15 protein-coding genes are annotated in these 17,172 nt (G+C 51.1%); 9 read left to right on the forward strand and 6 right to left on the reverse strand.

Annotated features, from left to right (window positions below):
* Window positions 1-402 precede the first annotated feature (402 nt).
* A complete protein-coding gene (locus tag AC13E3_RS00445; protein ID WP_092034148.1) occupies window positions 403-819 on the forward strand; it encodes a hypothetical protein in 417 nt (138 codons plus the stop codon).
* A 303-nt stretch (window positions 820-1,122) separates the two neighbouring features.
* Here AC13E3_RS00445 and AC13E3_RS00450 read toward each other — a convergent pair whose 3' ends face one another.
* Together AC13E3_RS00450 and AC13E3_RS00455 are read right to left on the reverse strand one after the other, a co-directional pair.
* Window positions 1,123-2,457: an aspartate aminotransferase family protein gene (locus tag AC13E3_RS00450; RefSeq protein WP_405419040.1), complete on the reverse strand. Its 1,335-nt coding sequence runs from the start codon at window positions 2,455-2,457 to the stop codon at window positions 1,123-1,125.
* 39 nt (window positions 2,458-2,496) lie between these two features.
* Window positions 2,497-3,351, reverse strand: a complete 855-nt coding sequence (locus AC13E3_RS00455; protein ID WP_482901577.1) for a DeoR/GlpR family DNA-binding transcription regulator — start codon at window positions 3,349-3,351, stop codon at window positions 2,497-2,499.
* Between the two features lie 182 nt (window positions 3,352-3,533).
* Here AC13E3_RS00455 and AC13E3_RS00460 point away from each other — a divergent pair, with 182 nt between their 5' ends.
* The 8 genes from AC13E3_RS00460 to eutC all read left to right on the forward strand — a co-directional run bounded on the left by AC13E3_RS00460 (window position 3,534) and on the right by eutC (window position 11,788).
* Window positions 3,534-4,697, forward strand: a complete 1,164-nt coding sequence (locus AC13E3_RS00460) for an ABC transporter substrate-binding protein (RefSeq protein ID WP_289109540.1) — start codon at window positions 3,534-3,536, stop codon at window positions 4,695-4,697.
* Window positions 4,698-4,760: 63 nt separating this feature from the next.
* A complete protein-coding gene (locus AC13E3_RS00465) occupies window positions 4,761-5,813 on the forward strand; it encodes an ABC transporter ATP-binding protein (protein ID WP_339779400.1) in 1,053 nt (350 codons plus the stop codon).
* A gap of 13 nt (window positions 5,814-5,826) precedes the next feature.
* Window positions 5,827-6,771, forward strand: coding sequence for an ABC transporter permease (locus tag AC13E3_RS00470; protein WP_289109537.1), 945 nt, complete (start codon window positions 5,827-5,829; stop codon window positions 6,769-6,771).
* 10 nt (window positions 6,772-6,781) lie between these two features.
* The gene (locus tag AC13E3_RS00475; protein ID WP_289109535.1) at window positions 6,782-7,588 is read left to right on the forward strand and encodes an ABC transporter permease; all 807 of its coding nucleotides are present in this window, start codon (window positions 6,782-6,784) and stop codon (window positions 7,586-7,588) included.
* Window positions 7,551-8,660 carry a phosphotransferase enzyme family protein gene (locus tag AC13E3_RS00480; protein ID WP_482901578.1) on the forward strand — a complete coding sequence of 370 codons (1,110 nt, stop codon included), beginning with the start codon at window positions 7,551-7,553 and terminating at the stop codon, window positions 8,658-8,660. The genes AC13E3_RS00475 and AC13E3_RS00480 overlap by 38 nt, the downstream gene beginning before the upstream one ends.
* Before the next feature lie 62 nt (window positions 8,661-8,722).
* Window positions 8,723-9,496 (forward strand): 3-oxoacyl-ACP reductase FabG, encoded by a 774-nt coding sequence (gene fabG / locus AC13E3_RS00485; RefSeq protein WP_405419043.1) that lies wholly within the window; start codon window positions 8,723-8,725, stop codon window positions 9,494-9,496.
* Between the two features lie 28 nt (window positions 9,497-9,524).
* Window positions 9,525-10,934 (forward strand): ethanolamine ammonia-lyase subunit EutB, encoded by a 1,410-nt coding sequence (locus tag AC13E3_RS00490; protein WP_339779393.1) that lies wholly within the window; start codon window positions 9,525-9,527, stop codon window positions 10,932-10,934.
* Window positions 10,931-11,788: an ethanolamine ammonia-lyase subunit EutC gene (eutC, locus tag AC13E3_RS00495; RefSeq protein ID WP_339779391.1), complete on the forward strand. Its 858-nt coding sequence runs from the start codon at window positions 10,931-10,933 to the stop codon at window positions 11,786-11,788. The genes AC13E3_RS00490 and eutC overlap by 4 nt, the downstream gene beginning before the upstream one ends.
* On the opposite strand, the gene AC13E3_RS00500 is transcribed toward eutC, so the two are convergent.
* Genes AC13E3_RS00500 through AC13E3_RS00515 form a run of 4 tightly spaced genes read right to left on the reverse strand, consistent with a single transcriptional unit; the run spans window position 11,785 to window position 17,059 of the window.
* Entirely contained in the window at window positions 11,785-13,551 is a 1,767-nt protein-coding gene (locus tag AC13E3_RS00500) for an ABC transporter ATP-binding protein (RefSeq protein WP_405421160.1), read from the reverse strand. The two genes, eutC and AC13E3_RS00500, sit on opposite strands and share 4 nt — an antisense overlap.
* A 14-nt stretch (window positions 13,552-13,565) precedes the next feature.
* Complete coding sequence (locus AC13E3_RS00505; RefSeq protein ID WP_339779389.1) at window positions 13,566-14,513, reverse strand: acetamidase/formamidase family protein; 948 nt, start codon at window positions 14,511-14,513, stop codon at window positions 13,566-13,568.
* Window positions 14,513-16,132 carry an ABC transporter substrate-binding protein gene (locus AC13E3_RS00510; RefSeq protein ID WP_339779387.1) on the reverse strand — a complete coding sequence of 540 codons (1,620 nt, stop codon included), beginning with the start codon at window positions 16,130-16,132 and terminating at the stop codon, window positions 14,513-14,515. The genes AC13E3_RS00505 and AC13E3_RS00510 overlap by 1 nt, the downstream gene beginning before the upstream one ends.
* Window positions 16,133-16,180: 48 nt before the next feature.
* Window positions 16,181-17,059: an ABC transporter permease gene (locus tag AC13E3_RS00515; RefSeq protein WP_482901579.1), complete on the reverse strand. Its 879-nt coding sequence runs from the start codon at window positions 17,057-17,059 to the stop codon at window positions 16,181-16,183.
* Window positions 17,060-17,172 lie beyond the last annotated feature (113 nt).

Raw genomic sequence — 17,172 nt, forward strand, 5'->3', positions numbered from 1 at the left:
AGTCCGCAGGCACGGGCAATGCGCTCATGGCTCAGGCCCGCTTCGTACTTGAGGCGCAAGACCTCGATGATCTGTCGCATGGAAATCCTCGCTGCCGGCATCCGCCCTTCCTCGTGATGAAAAAGGAAGGGGTATGCCGGATAAAGTTGAAGAATTCCAGCGTGTTGGCAATGATTCCGGAGGAACGTGACCGGGGATTCCGGCATCGTGACCAGCGATTCCGGAAAAACGTCCAAAATCGGTCACGTTCAAACGGAATGAGCGGTCACGATCACCCGGAACGGGCGGTCACGTTCAAACGGAATGGGCGGTCACGATGGGCCGGAATATGCAACTACACCTTCAATGTGGCACATAGATGCCGTGGGAGCAGGGGGAGTCCATATCATTCGTTAACTGTATATGGCCATTGAATTCGTCAAGCTGAATAAAGGATGGAATGCGGAGCCAAATTCTCCGGATGAGAAAATCAGTATCGAAGATGCTGATTTGACGTTGGAGTTCACCGTAAATCCATGGGCACATGATGGCTTTGAGGAAAATGAGCGTGTACGGCTTGTCTTTCGGTCATGTTCGCAATATCGATTGGGTCCAACAAACGACGAAGGCTGGTACGCGGGGCAATGTAGGTTTGGTCAGCTCGCGCCTGATTGGGGAGAGTTCTACTCACTCCGGGGAGAAGCAGACGAAGTTTTGGAGGCAACCGATTGGGTGCCTATCGAAAAGGGAACTGGGGGCAATCATTACCTTTTCTATCTTCGCGATTGCACATTTGAGTGCAAGGCCGATACCTATGAACTTCAACGAATCAACAGTTAACCAGGGGCTCAAGCCGACCGGTACTACGCTGCGCTCCGTACCGGCGGCTTAGCCCAGGCGTTATTCCGAAATCTGAACGTTCGCTTTGCGACCACGCTGAATGTCACGTCTCAGCTACCAAGCCAGCTCTGATTGCCATGAAGGCCATGTTAGGTGTGTCGGAGCAGCCTGAGGCCGGCACTATCAACAAGACTTAGTGCGGGTTGGGGCAAGTTGTAAGAAGCTGGTTATTGTGCAGCGGTGGTTTGCTCTCCAAATTTATTAGTGAGCTCTGTCAAGTAGGCTTCCCCGTGACCAACTTGATCACCTAGTCTCCTCAATTGCACGCTGCATTTGATTAAGAAAGAAATCAGCATGGCTGTTCTCAAAGCATAATGGAGGCCGAATTTTGAGAGTGTTCCCATATTTTCCTGCAGCACCAATGAGGACGCCATTCTGACGTAGTGAATTTATGACTTTCGAGGCTTTTGCTGGGTCTGGTGCTCCCGATAAAGTTGGGTCGATAAAATCTAGTCCCACGAACAGGCCGGCCCCTCGGACCGCTCCGACTTCTTCATATTCATTGGCCAGATCTGTTAAACGGGTTTTGAGATAGAGGCCTACTTCTTTTGAATTGGCTATCAGATTTTCCTCTTCGATGACGTCCAAGACAGCTGAGCCCGCCGCTACAGCGGCTGTTGAGCCTCCAAATGTATTGAAGTAGCCCACCTCTTCATTAAAAGAGGCGAATAAATGGTCGTTAGCAACAATGCCCGCTGCTGGATAACCGTTGCCCATTGGTTTTCCCATTGTGACGATATCAGGCGCAACATCATGTCTTGCGAAGCCCCACATGTTATCGCCTGTCCTGCCGAAGCCGGGTTGAACTTCGTCTGCAATGAACAAGCTTTCTTTGCTCTGTATTAACTCAACAGAGGGTTTGAGAAATCCAGCGGGATCGGCGATTACTCCGTCGCTTGAAAAAATGGTATCTACTATGAGGGCTGCACAGCCATAGCGGCGATCATTCAGGGTTTGAATGCCCTCTCTCACTTTATTGAGAAACCACGTCTTTGCCTCGTCCGGAGCCTGTGGCATTTCTGAGATAGGGATTACGAAAACGTGATCGGCGGGTTCGCTGGTTTTAAGTGAAGAGGGAGAAATCTCAGTTACAGCAGAGGTGTTGCCGTGGTAAGCAGCTTCAGTAACGATCACTCCATGGTTCTTGGTCCAGTGTCTGGCCAGCCGAAGTGCCATATCATTGCTTTCGCTGCCAGTGCACGTCATTACCATGCGGTTAAGCTTAGAGGGCATTGTATCCAGTATTCGTTCGATGTATTCATGTATGGCCCCATGAAGGTATCGGGTATGAATATTCAGTTCCGCCATTTGCCGGCATACCGCGTCAACAACTTTCTGGTGGCAATGCCCAACGGAAGGTACATTATTGTAGACGTCGAGATACCGGTTCCCAGAATCGTCGTAGAGCCAGACGCCTTCACCCCTAACAATGTGCAGTGGTTCTTGGTAAAAGAGCACCGATGTGGGGCCCACGGTTTTCAGCCTCTTCTCAACCATGCGGCTCAAATTAGTTGGCGTGCTTTCTTGTGTGTCGAAGCGGAAAGCATTTTGGTCAAGAATAGAGCGGACACCTTTCACGTTCAGACTCCTAAATGCAGGTAACAAAAAGTCGATTTGCTAAATCAAACACAGCTTTACAGAAGCGCGTTGCAACGCTAGCTGAACTTCCTCAGTTGGGTTGGCATCGCATACAATTTCACTTATCTGGTCCAAGGGGCAGACTGTTTCTAGCTTCCCAGAGCCAAGTTTGGAGTGATCAATTAGTAGAGTTGTTTGTTTCGACAACTGAATCATCGCGCGTTTGAGGCAGGCCACTTCCGCGTTGACTTCGGTAGGTCCGCGGGGTGTTAGAGCTCCACAACTAGAAAAGCAATGGTCCGCCTGATACCTCTGCAAATATTCAACGGTTAAACCGCCATAATTAGCATTCTCGTGGGCATTGAAAACGCCAGGTAGAATCAGCACTGTAAACGTGGAATTGGATGCGAGTGCTTGGGCCACAGAGAAGCTGTTTGTAATGACAGTCAGATCAGTGCGCTCTCTAGCTAACAGCTTTCCAAAATGTACGCACGTAGCACTGGCATCCATCATTAAGACATCACCATTACTGATGCGGGGCAGGGCTGCGAGGCTGATCCTCTTGCGTTCATCAATAAGGACCTCAGTGCGCTCTTCAAGGGTTGGTTCGGACGCGATTCTGGAGTTGGCTGCTCCGCCATATGTGCGAATAACCAACCCTTCTGTTGCCATCGAATCAATATCTCGCCGAACTGTTTCAACCGAAACATCAAAATAGTCAGCCATCTCTGAAATCTGAACGACGGGCTGCCGGTCCAGTTGCTCACGAATCTCGCGCCAACGCGCTTTTTTTGTCCACTTTCTTTTCGTCACAGCATTCAAGCGCTCTGATTTATTAAGTCTGATGCTTTGTTGTGCGCAGTATGGGGCAAAAGTTGGTAGATGCCAAGTCATGGTGCGGAGAAAACTGGTGCATTTGGGCCCTTCTAGGTTCTAATGAATTTCCGAAAAATCAATAAAAAACAATAATATAAAGGTTTTTAAATCTAAATTTTTAAGTGGTGGCCTGAAATATGCTTGAGCTTAAGTGGTTTAATATATGGTAAATGCCAAGTAAAAATATTGGGAGATCGCACATGTCGAAGCTAAAGACCAATCGTCGTAATTTTCTAAAGGGAATGGGGATGGCGGCGGGCGCGGCCGCAGCTCCAGCGGCGCTCTGGCCAAATATGGGTTGGGCTGCGTCAAAAGATAGAGCTCGTGAGCTTAATATCCTGGTTTGGGAGGGGTATAACTCGCCGAACGTTCTGGATCCTTTCCGCCGATCTTTTGATACACGGGTCTCTGCCCAGAATGTTATCTCGGATCCGGATGCAGTGAATAAGCTCCGAGCCGGAGAAAATAAAGTATGGGACCTCGTAAATCTCAACAACCCTTGGGCGAGAGAAATCCTCTACCCGGAAGGCTTGATCAAACCGCTGGACCAAGAGCGTTTTCGGCCCTACTTCGACCAGATGCTTGAGGAATTTCGTTGGCCTTATAAGTGGGCGATGAGTCTGGATCAGAAAGAACTGTTGGGCATGACTCAGCGATTCGGACCGCTGTCGTTCGTAGTAAACACCGATAAAATTTCACGTTCGATGGCTGAAGATCAGGGCTTCAACCTCTTCATGGACCCCTCCATGAAGGGCCGTTACGGAATGCTCACCTGGGCAAACTGGAATATTTATCACATGTGTATAACGGCCGGCTTCACGCCGTTCAAAGAGCACACCGAAGCCGAATTTACAGAGTTCGAGCGAGTTGCAAGGTATCTGTTCAAAAACGCGAAGGTTCTCTCAGACGACCATCTGATGATGAACCAGGCGCTGATTACTGGTGGTATTGATGCCTACTTCACGGGCGGCACTTACTCCTGCTCAATCGCACGAATGGATGGCTTTTCAAACGTCAGGGGTATTACGCCGAAATCCGGACCGATCGACGGGAAGGGTGGCATTGTTTGGATCGAAGTCACCTCCGTTGTTAATAATCCTGAGCTGTCGCCGAGGGCCGAAGATTTCCTTGAGTATGTGCAACGCCCCGATGTTTCTAGACAAGTGGCGTTCGCCGAGGGCTCTCACAACCCCGTAACTCAGTTGGGAATGAAAGAAGTACGTGATGCGTTCACTAAGCAGGAGCTGGATGCCATTCAGTATGACAGCCTTGAGTGGGAGTTAGAGCACTGTGCGGATTACGACGTGAATCCTGACTACGACCGAATGCTCGAAATCTATACGCGTGCCCGTCGCGAGGCGTAATCCCGATATGCTCGGTCCGGCGTGCTGCCGGACCGAGCATACCTATATCCATTGGAGGCAGGTATGACTGAAAGCATTCTTGAATTGCGGAATGTAGAGAAATACTTCGGCGACTTTGTAGCGGTCGAGCGCATTAACCTCGAAGTAAAAAAAGGTGAGTTTTTCACGATCGTAGGCCCATCCGGCAGTGGTAAGACGACCATGATCCGGATGTTGGTTGGTATGGATAAGCCATCTCGCGGCGATATTTTGATGTCGGGAGAGCGGGTTAACGATGTGCCTGCCAATCGCCGCCCAACCTGCATGGTTTTTCAATCCTTGGCGTTGTTTCCACATAAAACTGTTGGGGAGAACATAGAGTTTCCCCTGAAGCTCCGCGGAGAAACGAAGAACAACCGGAAAACCCGAGCAATCGAATTGCTTGAACAGCTCCACCTCTCAGAAGCCTATTACGCAAAAAAGGTAAGTGAGTGTTCTGGCGGTGAGAAGCAGCGGGTTGCTCTGGCAAGAGCACTAGCTTTCGATCCTGAGATCCTCTTCTTCGACGAGCCGCTTTCTGCCCTGGACTATCGATTGCGGAAAACGCTGGAAAAAGAACTCAAAGATATTCAGCGGCGAACCGGAAAGACTTTTGTGTACATCACCCATTCACTAGAAGAAGCAATGGTCATGAGCGATCGCATTTCAATAATGCGTGATGGCCGCATCGTACAGATTGGAACTCCCGATGAAATCTACAATAAGCCCGCGAATAGCTTTGTCGCCCAGTTTATGGGTGAAGTAAATCAATTCAATGTTACCCGGCAGGAGGACGCTCGCTTTCTGGATACAGATACTCAAGACAGTTACGTCGGACCTCCAGGCGCTGATCTTGAATCTGGCATTCTCATCGTGCGACCTGAGCGCATTCAAATTTTAGCCGAGGGCGAAGCGGCTGACACTGAGATAGCTGGCACTGTGCAAAACCAGTACGTGCTGGGTTCGAGAGTTCAGTATGAAGTGAAAGTGAAGAAACGCTCACTGCTTGTTGAGACGATGATTGGCGATGAATGGAATGTTGGAGAAAGCGTCCGCTTAGGATGGAATTCCGATCAGGCTTTTCTGCTTGCGAGATAGGAGGATCCTGAACATGAACATGCCATCTAAATCATACCCTGTAACCGACTCTTCTGCAGAACGTTTGCCGGAAACCAAGGATCCTGCTTTGAAGCTCAGGGCTCGAAAAACTTTACTTTGGTTTAAACAGCCTGGCGCACTTCTAAGCCTTCCGGCGTTATTTATTTTTGTGGCGGGATTCATAGGTCCGCTTGGGCTGGTGGTCATTTACAGCTTTATGCCCGAACGTTCCTTTGCCTTTAACCAGTTACCGACCCTAGAGAACTTTGTCACTATTTTCCAGGAAGGTTATTACATTTCATACGCCTGGTCTGTCTGGCTCGCTCTGCTATCGACACTGATATTGATCGTGATCTGTTGGCCTGTCGCCTACGGTCTATCGCGAATCTTCAGGCGCTCGATGATCCTCACGCTACTGCTGGTTCTGCCCCTATTTGTTTCAGAAAACGTTCGTCTTTTTGGCTGGGTATTAACGCTTCTGAACCATGGCATTCTGGACGGCACAACCAGAACGCTCTTTGGGTGGGAGCTCCCTGACATGCTCTACAACGCCCCCGTGACGGTACTAGGGATGGTGTATGTTTATTTGCCCTTCATGTTATTCCCAATGTCATTAGGCATATCAATGGTGCCCGATTCATGCCGTGAAGCGGCTTTCGATATGGGAGCGACGCGTTGGCAGGTTTTTAAAGAGGTAGAGCTGCCGCTGGCAATGCCAGGCATCATGATTGGATGTTTGTTGTCGTTTGTCCTTGTGCTTGGCTCCATATCGGAAGCGAAGATACTCGGAGGCCAGTCGATCATCATGATCTCTCATGATATTGAGACCGCGTTTACCTACGCACAGAACTGGCCTCTGGGTTCGGCTCTCTCAACACTATTGATCCTACTCACTGCGGTCCTCGTGATTGGCCTCTTGTCCCGGCTGAATCTGGACAACCTGTTGTCGCGAAAATAGGAGCTAAGTTATGTCAGCTACTGAGACTGCATTCAGAAATCGTAAAAGCGAAAAAGCGATTCGGATCTGGACGATTGTCATTTTGCTATTCATCTATCTTCCGATGGTTGCAGTTTTTATTGCATCGTTTTCCAAATTGCGCTTTTTCATGTTCCCCGTAAAGGCCTGGTCCCTTGACTGGTACGCGTCGGTGTTCAGTTCGATCGAGATTCGAGACTACCTGGGGACCTCACTCTTGATTGCAGGCGTCGTCACGATCGTTTCTGTTGTTCTGGCAATAGCGGGGGCATTGGCATTTGCGCGATATGAATGGAAAGGTCGCAGCCTTTATCAAAAACTGATTTTGCTACCGATCTTCTTTCCTCAAGCGGTGCTCGGCTTGGCCATTCTGTTGTGGTCTTCGGCACTGGATATCAGCCCTGGTTGGCAGCTGGCGGTATTTGCTCATTTGGTCTGGATCATTCCGATTGTCACGTTGGTCATTAGCATTCAGGTATACGGTTTCGATCCCTCTGTGGAAGAAGCTGCATACGATCTTGGAGCGTCCCGCTGGCAGGTATTCACGGAGGTGACATTGCCAATCCTTTGGCCAGGCATTTTTTCAGGAGCGTTGTTTGCCTTCCTTCTCTCGTGGGGCAATTTTCCACTGTCGACTTTCACAACGGGTGCAGAGCAAACCGTGCCGGTGTGGCTTTACGCAAAAATGGTGGCTGGATACTCGCCGCAGGTCCCCGCACTGGGTTCACTGACCACATTGATGGCCGGCTTGGTTCTTTTTGGTGGCTATTGGTTGGGTCGCCGAAAAGCCAAAAAGTAATCAGGATCTCTGCTTCGAAGAAGGTGAATTTATGGATTCGGCAATACATTTCGATCAGCTCAACAGAGAAACCCAGCTGATATTGCTAGAGCAAGTTGCCAGGCAAGCTCTTGGAGAATGGGGGCTATCTGAGGGCGCAGGGCTGAAGTTGCTTAGCCTCTCAGAGAACGCCACGTACCGAGTAGATTCGGGCAGCTCCGACAGGGCAGTGGTTATGCGCGTACACCGTCCCGGCTATCACACTCGAAATGCAGTCAGGACAGAGCTGGACTGGATGGCTGCGCTCCAAAGGGAGGCCGGAATTCTAACCCCCCAAGCAATACCAACTTCCAGTGGCGAGTACGTGGTAGAGGTCGAAGGGGATGACCATCTGATGGAAACTCGTTTTGTAGACCTGTTCGGGTTTATTGAGGGTACGGAGCCAGACGAGGACCGGCTTGAGGAAGCATTTCGAAACCTGGGCAGACTGACAGCGCGGCTACATAAACACGCTAAGAGTTGGCAACGACCAGCCTACTTTGAACGTCTGGTCTGGGACTTCGATGGATGTCTGGGCAATAGACCTAACTGGGGTGATTGGCGTGAGGCTCCCGGCTTGGATGAGCAGTCTCTGGAGTTGTTGGAGGAAACCTCTGAAACGATCAGGACGAGGCTTGAGGAATTCGGGAAAGGCTCCGATCGCTACGGTTTGATTCATTCTGATCTGCGTTTGGCGAATCTATTGGAAAACGGTACGGATATCCGAGTCATTGACTTCGATGACTGTGGTTCAGGTTGGTTTTTGTACGACCTAGCGTCAGCCATCAGCTTTATTGAGACACGGCCCGATGTACCCGAATTAGTCGCTTCATGGCTCTCTGGGTACTCAGAGATCACTGATCTCTCCCAGGCGGAGAGATCTGAAATACCGACATTTATCATGCTGCGGCGGATGACGCTTCTGGCATGGATCGGGTCGCATCCTACCGCAGACATGGCAGTAGAACAGGGCGTGGAATTCGCGAATGGCACAGCCGAACTCGCCCGAGCCTACCTTTCTGATCCTCAATCGCTAGTAAAAAGAAAGACTTGAGCACAAACAAACATACGGTATGCCTTCTCATGAACAGGCAATTGAAATAAGAGGGACGAAAAATGATTACATCGCTTAAAGGACTCTCGGTCATGGTGACCGGAGCAAGTAAGGGTATTGGAAAAGGTATAGCCTCGGGCTTTGCATCAGCAGGTGCAAAGGTTCTCGTGGTTGCTAGAAGTGAGGCGTCAGCTGCAGCCGCGGTTGAAGAGATCGTGTCGGCCGGGGGGGCAGCGAACCATTATTGTGCGGATGTTAGCAGTCGTACAGACATGAAGGCCGCAGTTGCCCGTTGTGTTGAGTTGTACGGTGGACTAGATGTGTTGTGTGCGAATGCGGGCATTTTCCCGTCTGCTGGTCTTGAGTCCATGTCGGACGACCAATGGGACGAGGTCATGAACACCAATCTGAAAGGCACGTTCGTCAGCGTGCAGACGTGTCTGCCTGAATTAAAGAAGAGTCAGGCAGGGCGGATTGTGGTTACATCCTCCATCACTGGGCCTATCACAGGATTTCCCGGTTGGTCCCATTACGGCGCCAGCAAGTCCGCCCAACTAGGATTCATTCGCACAGCGGCCATCGAACTGGGTAAATATCAGATCACGATAAATGCAGTAATGCCGGGAAACATCATTACTGAAGGCCTCGAAGATATGGGGCAGGAATATCTGGATCAGATGGCAGCCTCAATCCCACTCAAAAAGCTGGGTAGTACCGAGGATATTGCTAATGCCGCTATGTTTCTCGCTTCACGCGAAGCGGGCTATGTGACAGGGCAGACAATTGTTGTTGACGGTGGTCAGGTTCTGCCTGAATCCCTGGAGGCCATGGAATAGAGCAGGGAGCAAATCCCTCGGAGGAAGAATGGGTGGGTATGCACAGTTGGCTGGTGGTGAGCGTTGGCATTTTCAAGACCTGAAATGCCTTCTTGCAGCGGCAACTCCGCTCCGATCTGGAGATGTACTGGCGGGTGTTGCTGCATGCTCTGATACGGAGCGGGTTGCGGCGCAGATGGCTCTTGCCGATCTGCCCTTAAAGGCGTTCCTGAATGAAGCGGTAATACCCTATGAGTCCGATGAGGTCTCAAGGTTAATTCTCGACAACCACGATGCCTCGGCTTTCGCCTTGGTCAGCCATCTGACAGTAGGTGACTTCAGAAACTGGCTGTTGAGTGACGAGTGCACTGAGGAAAACCTAAAGACGATATCGGCGGGACTCACGCCCGAAATGGCCGCGGCAGTGTCGAAAATTATGCGTCTTCAGGATCTGGTGCTTGTGACGCAGAAGATCCGAGTCAAAACGGCGTTCCGAAATACCATGGGACTGAAGGGCAGAATGTCGACAAGGCTGCAACCGAATAGTCCAACGGATAGCGTATCAGCCATCGCCGCAAGCGTTCTGGATGGACTAATGTACGGTAACGGGGATGCAATGATAGGAATTAATCCAGCGACGGATAGCCTATCGGCCATCGGCGAACTGTTAGAAATGTTGGATTCTGTGGTTGGTAATTACAGTATTCCTACTCAGACGTGTGTCCTGACGCATATCACTTCCACTATTGAATTGATTAACCGGGGCAAACCTGTAGACCTTGTCTTCCAGTCTATCGCCGGGACCGAAGCGGCCAATCGTAGTTTCGGTGTTTCGCTGTCATTGTTGGAGGAAGGGCGTGAGGCCGCGATGGGCCTCAAGCGCGGAACGGTCGGCAACAATGTTATGTACTTCGAGACCGGGCAGGGAAGTGCTCTTTCGGCTGGAGCTCACCATGGTTTAGATCAGCAAACCTGTGAAGCAAGAGCATACGCGGTAGCCAGGCACTATGATCCATTCTTGGTTAATACCGTTGTTGGATTTATAGGGCCTGAGTATCTCTATAACGGTAAGCAAATTATTCGGGCCGGCCTGGAGGATCATTTCTGCGGGAAACTGTTAGGTGTGCCAATGGGTTGCGACATCTGCTACACCAACCATGCCGAAGCGGACCAAGACGATATGGACAACTTGTTAACACTCCTTGGGACCTCTGGGGTCAATTTTATAATGGGTATCCCCGGCGCCGACGATATCATGTTGAATTACCAAAGCACCTCCTTTCACGATGCACTCTATGTCAGGAAAGTACTTGGATTGCGTCCGGCGCCTGAGTTTGAGCGCTGGCTAAATGACATGGGAATTATGAAAATGGACGGTGGAGCTTTGACTACTAGTCAGAGTCTCCCGGCTCCCTTTTCAAGAGCAGTTTTGGCCGCGACGTCGGAGGCGGGCCAATGAATAGAGATAATCGTTTTCTATCTGGAGTTGTGACAGCTGATCCGTGGGATAATTTGAAACGGTTGACGGCAGCGCGTGTGGCGTTAGGCCGGGCGGGAACAAGTCTGCCAACATCAGCTCATCTGGAATTCCAGTTGGCCCATGCCGGAGCCCGGGATGCCGTGCACTCTGGCCTAGACGCCGATCGCTTGGCCGATCAGATACGTGACAAGGGCCTGAGATGCTTTGTCGGCAACAGTGCTGCTGTCGGTCGTGAGGAATACCTTCAGCGTCCTGATCTCGGGAGGAAGTTGGATGAGGCAACTAAAAAGTCTTTAAGCGATTGGCACCAGGAAGAGGGGGCTCCTGAGTTTGATCTTTCAATTGTTATTGCTGATGGACTATCTGCTAGAGCAGTGCGTGACCACAGCTTGCCGATGCTTGCTAACTTAATAACGTTGGCTGAAAAGGAGAGCTGGAGTCTATCGCCGGTTGTCATCATTCGCCAAGGGAGGGTCGCAATTGGAGACGAGATAGGAAGCCAGTTGGCGGCCCGTATGGTCGTCTTAATGATCGGAGAAAGGCCGGGGTTGAGTTCTCCTGATAGCCTTGGCGTCTACTTTACCTTCGAACCTAAGCCTGGTTTGCGGGATGACTCTCGAAACTGCATTTCAAATATTCGTCCAGAAGGTCTTAGTCATGCTTTAGCCAGCCATAAGTTGGCTGGTCTGCTTCGGGGTGCGAACGAGCGGAGGCTATCCGGGGTCCAACTCAAAGACGATTCAGAACTTGTAGCAGTAGATTCAGGCATCGCGGACATTGGCAATTTCCTCGCTCTTGCCGATATCCGCGAAAGTGACGCTTCGGAATCCTAAGCCTCTAGAGCCACCCAGTGGCCTTGGTTAATTTCGCCATACTGGCTTGGTTTAGATTGGTAACCTTTGGGTTTAATCGGATCTGGGGCTTTACTGTCTTCCAGTAGAGCCCGAAAGTCTCTCTTGCTGTCCAGGGCAGGAATCGGGACTGCAGAAAGTAAGCGCTGTGTGTAAGGGTGCTGTGGATTGTGCAGGACTTGATCCCTCGAACCAATTTCAACGATTCTTCCACCAAACATAACTGCGACTCGATGGCATAAGCGCTCAATCACGGCCATATCGTGAGAAATGAACAAGTAGCTCAGATTGTACTGGCTCTGCAGATCTTCCATGAGGTCAAGGACCTGTGCCTGCACAGACACATCCAATGCCGAGACCGGCTCGTCCGCAACGATGATTTTCGGGTTCAGTGCCAAAGCCCTGGCTATGCAAATTCGTTGGCGCTGGCCACCTGAAAACTGGTGTGGGTAGCGTGTCATAACATCTGCTTCCGGTAATCCAACCTGCGATAGCAATTGGGCTACGCGTTCCTTACGTTCTTCAGAATTGCCACGACCGTGAATGAGAAAAGGTTCTCCCACAAGCTCGGCAATGGTCTTTCTTGGATTGAGAGCGGCGAAGGGGTCTTGAAAGACCATCTGAATGTCTTGTCGAATCGCCTTCAGGGCGCTTCCTTTTAGGCCCCTGATATCTTTTCCTAGAACCTTAATCGAGCCTTCAAAGTTGAGCATGCTCATGAGCGCTCGCCCGGTTGTAGATTTTCCGCAACCGCTTTCCCCAACCAGACCAAGGGTTTCACCCTCGTGAAGTACAAAGTTAACGTGATCGACAGCGTGTACTTCCCTGGGGGGCTCGAACAAGGAATTCTTCCGCATTGGATAGCGGACACTCAGGTTTTCCACTTCAAGTACCGGTGGGCGTTCCGGCCTCTCCGATAGTGGCGGCGCTGTCCCCAGTCTAGGTACGGCGGCTAGAAGCTGCCTGGTATAGGCTGCAGCTGGATTGGAAAAGAGGGTTCGGATTGGAGCTGTTTCTTCCATAACACCGCGATTCATCACGACGACGTTGTCCGCCATTTCAGCAACAACGCCCATGTCATGGGTAATCATCAGTACGCCTGTTTGATACTCTTTCTGCAGCTCTCGAATCAATTCCAGTATCTGGGCCTGGATGGTGACATCGAGGGCTGTGGTCGGTTCATCGGCGATTAGAATCTGTGGGCTGCAGAGCATCGCCATCGCTATCATAACTCTTTGACGTAACCCGCCGGAAAGTTCATGCGGGTATTGGCGCAGACGCTCGGAGACTTTTGGTATCCGAACGGCGTCGAGCATAGACCGGATGTGCTGCCATGCTGCATCACCGGATGCGATTCGATGCCGCTTGAGGGTCTCCATCATCTGATCTCCAATGCGCATGATTGGATTCAAAGATGTCATTGGCTCTTGAAAAATCATCCCAATTTGTTTGGCCCGGATGTTTTGCATTTCCGGCTCAGACTTGCTGAGTAACTCTTCATTATGAAAAAGAATTGCACCACTCGGAGTGCGGGCCATTTTGGGCAAAAGCCCCATGATCGCGAGTGCTGATAACGATTTACCGCTACCAGACTCTCCTGCAATACAAAGTGTTTCTGACCTGTTCAGATTGAAACTGAGGTCGTCAACGACTCGCTTACATGACTGACCCTGACCAAACTCAATGCTCAGGTTTTCAACCGATAAAAGCGTTTTCCCGGCTTGTGCCGAATCAGGGACAGTCATACTCACGTCATCTCCTAGTTAAAAACGACTTTGGGAACATAGAAAGACACTACACAGTTAGGCATGTCGACAATTTCACTTATGCGTAGGTCTCCACACACGGAACACAGCATGTAGGCTTGCTCGACTGGCATGCCGTGCTCGCGAGCGACCCACTCAACGGCTCCGCTTACCGCATCGCGCGCTGCTTGCATAAGGTCTGGGCCCACGCCCGTGAAGACTTCGTAGCCCGCTTGGTCGAGGTGCCGAGTTACTGGGCCTGCCGTAGTAAATCGTGGCATCGCAAGCGGCGTATCTTTGATCAGATCCAAAGTGACGGTAATGTCCATGGCACTCTCAATTGCAGTGCCACAGATCTCTCCGTCCCCTTGGGCCGCGTGAGTATCTCCGATAGACAGTAGAGCACCCGCAACCTCCACTGGCAGGTACAGCGTAGAACCGGCGTTCAGATCGCGGATATCCAGGTTACCTCCGACCCGACGGGGTGGGACGACGGAATGTAAGCCAGGTTCTGCCAACGCCAAGCCAATCGTTCCGGCAAATGGTTTCAGCGGGACCCTGGCGTATTTGCCGAACATTGCCGGCGCCATGCTTGATGTATCGTAATTCCAGAGAGCCAGTGCTGGGTCTTTGAACTGGTCAGTCAGCAAGCCGAACCCGGGAATATTGGCTGTCCAGCCAAATCCCGAGGGCCGAAAGCTGTCGATCGTAATTTTCAGGATGTCACCAGGTTCCGCGCCTTCGACATAGACAGGCCCGGTGACAGGATTGATTTTGTCGAAGGGCATGTCACGAACCGATTCCACAGTCGAATCAGAAGTGAAGTACCCATTGCCGGAGTCTTTGCACTCAAGTTCCAGCGTGGTTCCAGGCGCTACTCGTGCAACTGGCGCAATGCTGTTATCCCATCCATGGTGGTGGTGATGACCATGAATGGTTTTTACGAGGCTGTTCTCACACATCACTTCACCCAGATATAGTCGTAGTTGACAGGGACGTGAACAGGGTCGACGTAGAGTGCATCTTCACCGCCCATTCGCTTGGAGTGCACGGTGACCCGCTGCTCGTTAAAAATAGGGACCCAGGGAGCATCCGCCATTGCTTGAGTAAATACTTCACCCCATAGCTCAGATCTTGCCTCTTGTTGATCGGCAGCGGCCATGGCATCTGCTTTTGCACCTTTAGCATCGAGTTCTTCGTTGCAATACCAAGCCCAATTCCAGCCTCCAGGAACTGCGCCGTCACAGCCAAGGATCGGTCCCCAGAAGTTTGAAGGATCCGGGAAGTCAGCAATCCATGCCATGCCACCGGACCAAACCATTGGAGCCTGATCCTGAACGCCACCAGCTGCGATCACATTGGCTTGTGCCAGCGATTTGATGTTCGCAGTAATGCCGATATTCGCCAGATCCTGCTGCATCGCCTGGGCAATTCGTGGCTGAGGATCGGTGTTCATAACGAACAATTCTGTTTCGAAACCGTCCGCGAAGCCTGCCTCTGCCAGCAAGGCCTTCGCGCCTTCTGGGTCAAATTTATACCCTTCGTAATCCGAGTCGTAGCCAGGCATCGCTGGCGGTAGGGGCTGATTGGCAGGTGTTGCCCGGCCGTTGATGATGCGCACGATGCGGTCTTTGTTGATCGCCATATTGATTGCTTTACGCACTTTTAGGTTGTCCAGCGGAGGCATCGTGACATTTAGCGTCAGGTATCCTGTATGTAGCTGGTCGCCTGTGACCATGAGATCCTGGAACCGCGGATCATTTTTAAACTGAAGGTATTTCGCTGGGGGAATCCCGTCGCCCGCGATGTCCACTTCGTCCCGCTCCAGGCGCTGCAACGCCACCAACGGTTCTTGGCCGACTTCGAAGGTGATGGTGTCGATGTAAGGAACGCCCGAGCGGAAATACTCTGGATTCTTCTCGAATACGAGCTTTTGTCCAAGAGTCCAGTCTGTGAGCTCGTAAGCTCCCGTGCCTACCGGATTCTTACCAAAGTCTTCGCCGTATTTTTCGACCTCTTCCTTGGGCACGATAGACGCAAAATTCAGTCCCATTACGTGCAGGAAGGTCGCATTTGGAGCAGTCAGTTCAATCGATACGGTGTAGTCGTCAACGACTTTGACACCTTCCAATTCAGTGGTCTCCCCCTGGGAAACCGCGTCATAGCCGACGATTGGAGAAAAGAAACCGGCGCCAGGACTTTTTGTATTTGGGTTGGAGGTTCGTTCCAAAGAATACTTAACATCGGCCGCCTTCATTTCGCGGCCATTATGGAATTTAACCCCTGGGCGTAATTTGAAGGTATAGGTCTTCCCATCTTCGGACAGCTTGTAGCTCTCGGCGAGATCTAACCTGAGTTCGGTGGTTCCGGGATCGTAGTCCATCAGGCCGTCAAACAAGCTTTTTATCATGGACCAGTTTTGCCAATCGTAACCAATTGCCGGGTCAAGTGTGGCGACGTCATTTTGATAGGTCACAATGATATCGCCGCCGTTCTTGGGTTCAGCTGCCTGAACATAGGCGGCAAACATGAGTGACGCGATAGCACTCGTGAAGAGGCTTTTACGAGTTTTCAAGGTCATAGTACGTGCTCCGTTGATTATCATTTTGCTTCTTTATGGTTAGTGCTCTTACGACTTCTCAAGGTTGATCCGAGGATCGACTAAGGGAACCAGCAGATCGGCAATAAGGTTTGCAAGGACGATGACGACTGCAGACACCATGGTGACTCCAACAATGACGGGAATATCGACACGTTGAATGGCTTGCCAAGCGAGCTGACCAAGTCCGGGCCAGCCGAATACAGACTCGACGACCACCAAGCCACCGATGAAGATGCCAATGTCGATACCGACCATCGGAATCACTGGAATAATTGCGTTGGGAAGGACATGGCGGAAAATGACGCGCACCCTCGTCAGACCCTTGGAGTGGGCCGTTCTGATGAAGTCTTGTTGTAAGACCTCAATCATCGACGAGCGCACCATCCGTGAGTACCAGCCACTGCCAAGGATGCCGAGTGTGATTGCGGGCAAAAGAATGTGGTGCGTTGTGCCATAACCGCCGAGTGGGAACCACTCCAGGTGGACTGCAAACAGGTAAAGGAACAGCATCGATGCGATGAAATGTGGTGACGATACTCCCACGAACGAGAACGCCATTAAGCCTCTATCCAGAGCCGTATTCCGTTTCAATGCAGCCAAAACACCCAGGCTGATACCAATCAGCAGTTCAAACCCAATACCCCAGACCAAGAGTTGCGAACTGGCAGACAGTCGTGACCCGATCAATGCCGAGACTTCTGTCCGTTGAGTGTAAGACCTGCCAAGGTCCCCCTGAAGCAGATTCATCAGGTATTGGAAATACTGTTGATAGAAGGGTAAATCCAAACCTAATTGCGCTCGGATATTGGCTATCGTTTCTGGTGTGGCACTTCGTCCGGCTAACTGTCGCGCCGGATCCGCCGGGATCAGGTAAAGAAGAACCTGAATCAGTGACTCCGCTCGAATATAGCACCCTGAGCCTTGGTTGGCTCACGCCTAACTCATTTTTGAAGCCAGTCCGGTTATGTTGAGAGCACGACTGTCAGTTTACCGATTGAAACACCTGCAAACCGGTCTTG

This window comes from Marinobacter sp. L-80 (assembly GCF_056859395.1).

Bases quoted from the DNA above. Each gene is read 5' to 3' on its own strand.
- AC13E3_RS00455 (WP_482901577.1), bottom strand. From the start codon at position 3,351: ATGACTTGGCATCTACCAACTTTTGCCCCATACTGCGCACAACAAAGC.
- AC13E3_RS00510 (WP_339779387.1), bottom strand. From the start codon at position 16,132: ATGACCTTGAAAACTCGTAAAAGCCTCTTCACGAGTGCTATCGCGTCA.
- AC13E3_RS00500 (WP_405421160.1), bottom strand. From the start codon at position 13,551: ATGACTGTCCCTGATTCGGCACAAGCCGGGAAAACGCTTTTATCGGTT.
- AC13E3_RS00465 (WP_339779400.1), top strand. From the start codon at position 4,761: ATGACTGAAAGCATTCTTGAATTGCGGAATGTAGAGAAATACTTCGGC.
- eutC (WP_339779391.1), top strand. From the start codon at position 10,931: ATGAATAGAGATAATCGTTTTCTATCTGGAGTTGTGACAGCTGATCCG.
- AC13E3_RS00445 (WP_092034148.1), top strand. From the start codon at position 403: ATGGCCATTGAATTCGTCAAGCTGAATAAAGGATGGAATGCGGAGCCA.
- AC13E3_RS00505 (WP_339779389.1), bottom strand. From the start codon at position 14,513: ATGTGTGAGAACAGCCTCGTAAAAACCATTCATGGTCATCACCACCAC.
- AC13E3_RS00460 (WP_289109540.1), top strand. From the start codon at position 3,534: ATGTCGAAGCTAAAGACCAATCGTCGTAATTTTCTAAAGGGAATGGGG.
- AC13E3_RS00470 (WP_289109537.1), top strand. From the start codon at position 5,827: ATGAACATGCCATCTAAATCATACCCTGTAACCGACTCTTCTGCAGAA.
- AC13E3_RS00490 (WP_339779393.1), top strand. From the start codon at position 9,525: ATGGGTGGGTATGCACAGTTGGCTGGTGGTGAGCGTTGGCATTTTCAA.
- fabG (WP_405419043.1), top strand. From the start codon at position 8,723: ATGATTACATCGCTTAAAGGACTCTCGGTCATGGTGACCGGAGCAAGT.
- AC13E3_RS00475 (WP_289109535.1), top strand. From the start codon at position 6,782: ATGTCAGCTACTGAGACTGCATTCAGAAATCGTAAAAGCGAAAAAGCG.